At 67.6% G+C, this 3,890-nt stretch carries 5 protein-coding genes; all 5 read right to left on the bottom strand.

From position 1 onward, the window contains the following. Nucleotides 1-336 (bottom strand): response regulator (locus B551_RS15105; protein ID WP_043439989.1); only part of this gene is annotated, 336 nt, incomplete at its 3' end. A gap of 22 nt (nucleotides 337-358) precedes the next feature. Beyond that, nucleotides 359-1,006 (bottom strand): chemoreceptor glutamine deamidase CheD, encoded by a 648-nt coding sequence (gene cheD / locus B551_RS15100; RefSeq protein ID WP_006579681.1) that lies wholly within the window; start codon nucleotides 1,004-1,006, stop codon nucleotides 359-361. Next, nucleotides 1,006-1,905, bottom strand: coding sequence for a CheR family methyltransferase (locus B551_RS15095; protein WP_043439985.1), 900 nt, complete (start codon nucleotides 1,903-1,905; stop codon nucleotides 1,006-1,008). The genes cheD and B551_RS15095 overlap by 1 nt, the downstream gene beginning before the upstream one ends. A gap of 94 nt (nucleotides 1,906-1,999) precedes the next feature. After that, nucleotides 2,000-2,494 carry a chemotaxis protein CheW gene (locus B551_RS15090; protein ID WP_006579683.1) on the bottom strand — a complete coding sequence of 165 codons (495 nt, stop codon included), beginning with the start codon at nucleotides 2,492-2,494 and terminating at the stop codon, nucleotides 2,000-2,002. 129 nt (nucleotides 2,495-2,623) lie between these two features. After that, nucleotides 2,624-3,890, bottom strand: a 1,267-nt coding sequence (locus B551_RS15085; protein ID WP_023264443.1) for a chemotaxis protein CheW, incomplete at its 5' end; no start/stop codon positions are given.

The raw sequence follows: 3,890 nt of genomic DNA, 5'->3' as shown, positions 1-3,890 counted from the left end.
CTTGGGCTTGGTGATGAAGTCGACCGCGCCCAGTTCCAGCGCGCGCATCGTGATCTCCGACCCGCGCTCGGTCAGCGACGACACCATCAGCACCGGCATCGGCCGCAGCCGCATCAGGCGTTCGAGGAAATCGAGCCCGTCCATGCGCGGCATTTCGACATCCAGCGTCAGCACATCGGGGTTCAGGCGCTTGATCATCTCGCGCGCGACCAGCGGATCCGGCGCGGTGCCGACCACCTCCATGTCGGGCTGGCTATTGATGATCTCCGTCATCAGGCTGCGGATCAGCGCGGAGTCGTCCACGCAGAGCACCTTGATCTTGGCGGCGGCGGTCATGTCGAAAACGGGTCCTTCGAATTCAGGAAACGGTGGAAGCGGCGCCGCGCCGCCCGAACAGCTCGACGCCGCCGCGTACCGGCGTCGCGGAAATGGCGCGCGCCAGCGCGCGTTCGCTGCGTTCGACGACCGCCTGGTCGTCCTGGCGCGTCAGCCGGCGCACCAGCGCCAAGCCCGTCTGCGGGAAATAGCTGACCCGGCGCGCGTGCGGTCCGCGCAGGTCCTGCGCGGCGACCCGGATCTCTTCGGTCTTCAGATAGCGCAGCACGAACTCGGCGTTGCGGTCGCCGATGTTCAGCGTGGTCATGTTGGCCAGCACCGCGCCGCCGCCGAACACCTTGGCCTCGAGCCGCTCGCGGCGCGCGCCCATCTTCAGCAGCTCGTTGATCAGCACCTCGAGCGCATAGCAGCCGTAGCGCATCGATGCGGACAGCACGCGGTCGGGCCCGGCGTTCTCGTCGTCCGGCAGCATGAAGTGGTTCATGCCGCCGACGCCGGCCTTTTCGTCGCGGATGCAGGCGGCCACGCACGAGCCCAGCACCGTGGTCAGCACGACGTCGTCGCGCGTCACGTAGTACTCGTTGGGCAGCAGCTTGATCGCCTGCTTGCCGAACTCGCGGTCGAAGTAGGTGCGGGTGGCGATCGCCTCCGGCAGGTGCGGCGTCTGCATCAGGCGGCTCCGGCCCTGGCGGCGCCCGGCGCCAGTTCGTAGACGGTCTGCCCGCGCAGCTGGAAGGCGCGCGTCACGTAGGAGAAATTCTCCGAATGGCCGGCGAACAGCAGGCCATGCGGCTTGAGCAGCGGGACGAAGCGCTCCAGGATGCGGCCCTGGGTCGGCTTGTCGAAATAGATCATCACGTTGCGGCAGAAGATCGCATCGAAGCGCTCGCGGATGCCCCAGTCAGGCGCCAGCAGGTTCAGCGGCTCGAACGTGATCGTCGAGGCGAGCTCGGGCTTGACCTTGACCTGGCCGGCACGCTGTCCGGTGCCTTTCAGGAAGAAGCGCTTGAGCCGTTCCTGCGACAGCCGCGCGACCTGCTCGGCCGAATAGACGCCGGTCCGCGCCTTGGCCAGGACCTGCGTGTCGATATCGGTGGCCAGCACGGTTCCGGCGCGATCGCCGAGCGCCTCGGCCAGCGTGATCGCGATCGAATACGGCTCCTCGCCGGTCGACGCCGCCGCGCACCAGACCGAATACGGCCGGCCGATCCGCTTGGCGTGTTCGGCAAGCAGCGGGAAATGGTGCGCCTCGCGGAAGAACGAGGTCAGGTTGGTGGTCAGCGCGTTGGTGAAGAACTCCCACTCGCCGGAGTACTCGTCGGCTTCGAGCAGCGCCAGGTAGCTGGCGAAGTCGCTCAGATGCAGCGCGCGCAGGCGGCGCGCCAGCCGGCTGTAGACCATCTCGCGCTTCTGCGCGCCCAGCGAAATGCCGGCGCGGCGGTGGATCAGCGCGCGCACCTTGTCGAAGTCGCGGTCGGTCAGCAGGAAGTCGCGCGCGTCGTCCCGCAACGTGGCGAGCGGCATGGCGGGGGCCGCGGCGCGGGGAGCGGGGGTTCGGTGCGGCGTCATGTCTGCGGGTGGATCGGCGAGGGTGGCGGCGAGGTGAGGATGATGCGCGGGGCTGGCGATGGCGAGCGGCGGGCCGTTGGGGGCCCGCGCCCGCTCAGGCGGCTTCGCCTTCGATCAGCTCCATCTCGGGGCTGGTCATCATCCGTTCGATATCGAGCAGGATCAGCATGCGGCCTTCGACGGTCGCCAGGCCGGTCAGGTGCTCGGTCGACACCGACACGCCGAACTCGGGCGCCGGCTTGATGGCCTCGCCCGTCAGCGTCAGCACGTCCGACACGCCATCGACCACGATGCCGACCACACGGCCGGCGATGTTCAGGATGATGACGACGGTCTGGTGGTCGTACTTGACATTGCCGAGGCGGAACTTCATGCGCAGGTCGACGATCGGCACGATCACGCCGCGCAGGTTGGTCACGCCCTTGATGAAGTCCGGCGCGTTGGCGATCCGCGTCACGCCGTCGTAGCTGCGGATCTCCTGCACCTTCAGGATGTCGATGCCGTATTCCTCGGAGCCCAGCGTGAACACCAGGAATTCCTGGCCCGCCGCCTCGCTTCCGGGGGTGTCGCTATGTCCGATGCCGGCCATGATGTGTTGCTCCTTGTTCAATCCTTGTCGTCCCCGCGAAGGCGGGGACCCAGCGTCTTTCCCGCATCGTGTGTCGAGTCGCTGGGTCCCCGCTTTCGCGGGGACGACGGTATGAATATCCGTTTGTCGTTACGCCAGCGCCGGCTCCTGGCGCCGCACGCCGGTGCGCTGCAGCGCGGCGACGTCGACGATCAGCGCCACGCTGCCGTCGCCCAGGATGGTCGCGGCCGAGATGCCGGGCACCTTGCGGTAGTTGGTCTCCAGGTTCTTCAGCACGACCTGGTGCTGGCCGATCAGCTGGTCGACCAGCAGCGCAAAGCGCTTGCCCTCGGCCTGCAGGATGATGGCGATGCCCTGGGTCGGCTCCTGCACCGCGTTCTCGACGTTGAAGACGCGGTGCAGCTCCAGCAGCGGCAGGTATTCGCCGCGCACGTGCATCACGCGCTCGGTATTGGCGGCGGTGCGCACGTCGTCGGCCTTCGGCTGCAGCGACTCCATCACGCAGTTCAGCGGCAGGATGAAGGTCTCCTCGCCGACCTTGACCGACATGCCGTCGAGAATCGCCAGCGTCAGCGGCAGCACGATGCGGGTGGTGGTGCCGTTGCCGGGGCGCGAGCTGATCTCGACATGGCCGCCCATCTCCTGGATGTTGCGCTTGACCACGTCCATGCCGACGCCGCGGCCCGACAGGTCGGTGACCGCCTCGGCGGTCGAGAAACCCGGCGCGAAGATCAGCTGCCACACTTCCTCGTCGCTCATGCTCTCCGACACCGGCAGGCCGTTCTGCATCGCCTTGGCCAGGATCTTGTCGCGGCGCAGGCCGCCGCCATCGTCGCTGACCTCGATCACGATGTTGCCGCCGTGGTGCTGCGCCGACAGGATCAGCTGGCCGGTCGGATCCTTGCCCGCGGCGACGCGCTTGTCCGGCGTCTCGATGCCGTGGTCCAGGCTGTTGCGCACCAGATGGGTCAGCGGGTCGATGATCCGCTCGATCAGGCTCTTGTCCAGTTCGGTGGCCTTGCCGAAGGTCACCAGGTCGATCTGCTTGCCGAGCTTGGCGGCCAGGTCGCGCACCAGGCGCGGGAAGCGCGAGAAAACATAGTCCATCGGCATCATGCGGATCGACATCACCGCTTCCTGCAGATCGCGCGCGTTGCGCTCGAGCTGGCCCATGCCGGAGAACAGCCGATCGAACAGCACCGGGTCGAGCGACGACGCGGTCTGCGCCAGCATCGATTGCGTGATCACCAGTTCGCCGACCAGGTTGATGATCTGGTCGACCTTCTCGGTCGGCACGCGGATCGAGCCAGACTCCTGGTGCGCGGCCGCGGCACTGGCCTTGGCGCGCTCCTTGTCCTTGGCTGCGGGTGCCGCCGCCGGTGCGGGGGTAATGGGG

Origin of the sequence: Cupriavidus sp. HPC(L) (assembly GCF_000307735.3) — a bacterium.
Classification (GTDB): Bacteria; Pseudomonadota; Gammaproteobacteria; order Burkholderiales; family Burkholderiaceae; genus Cupriavidus.
Note: the sequence above shows the minus strand (reverse complement) of the source record. Positions and strands in the feature narration are given on the sequence as shown.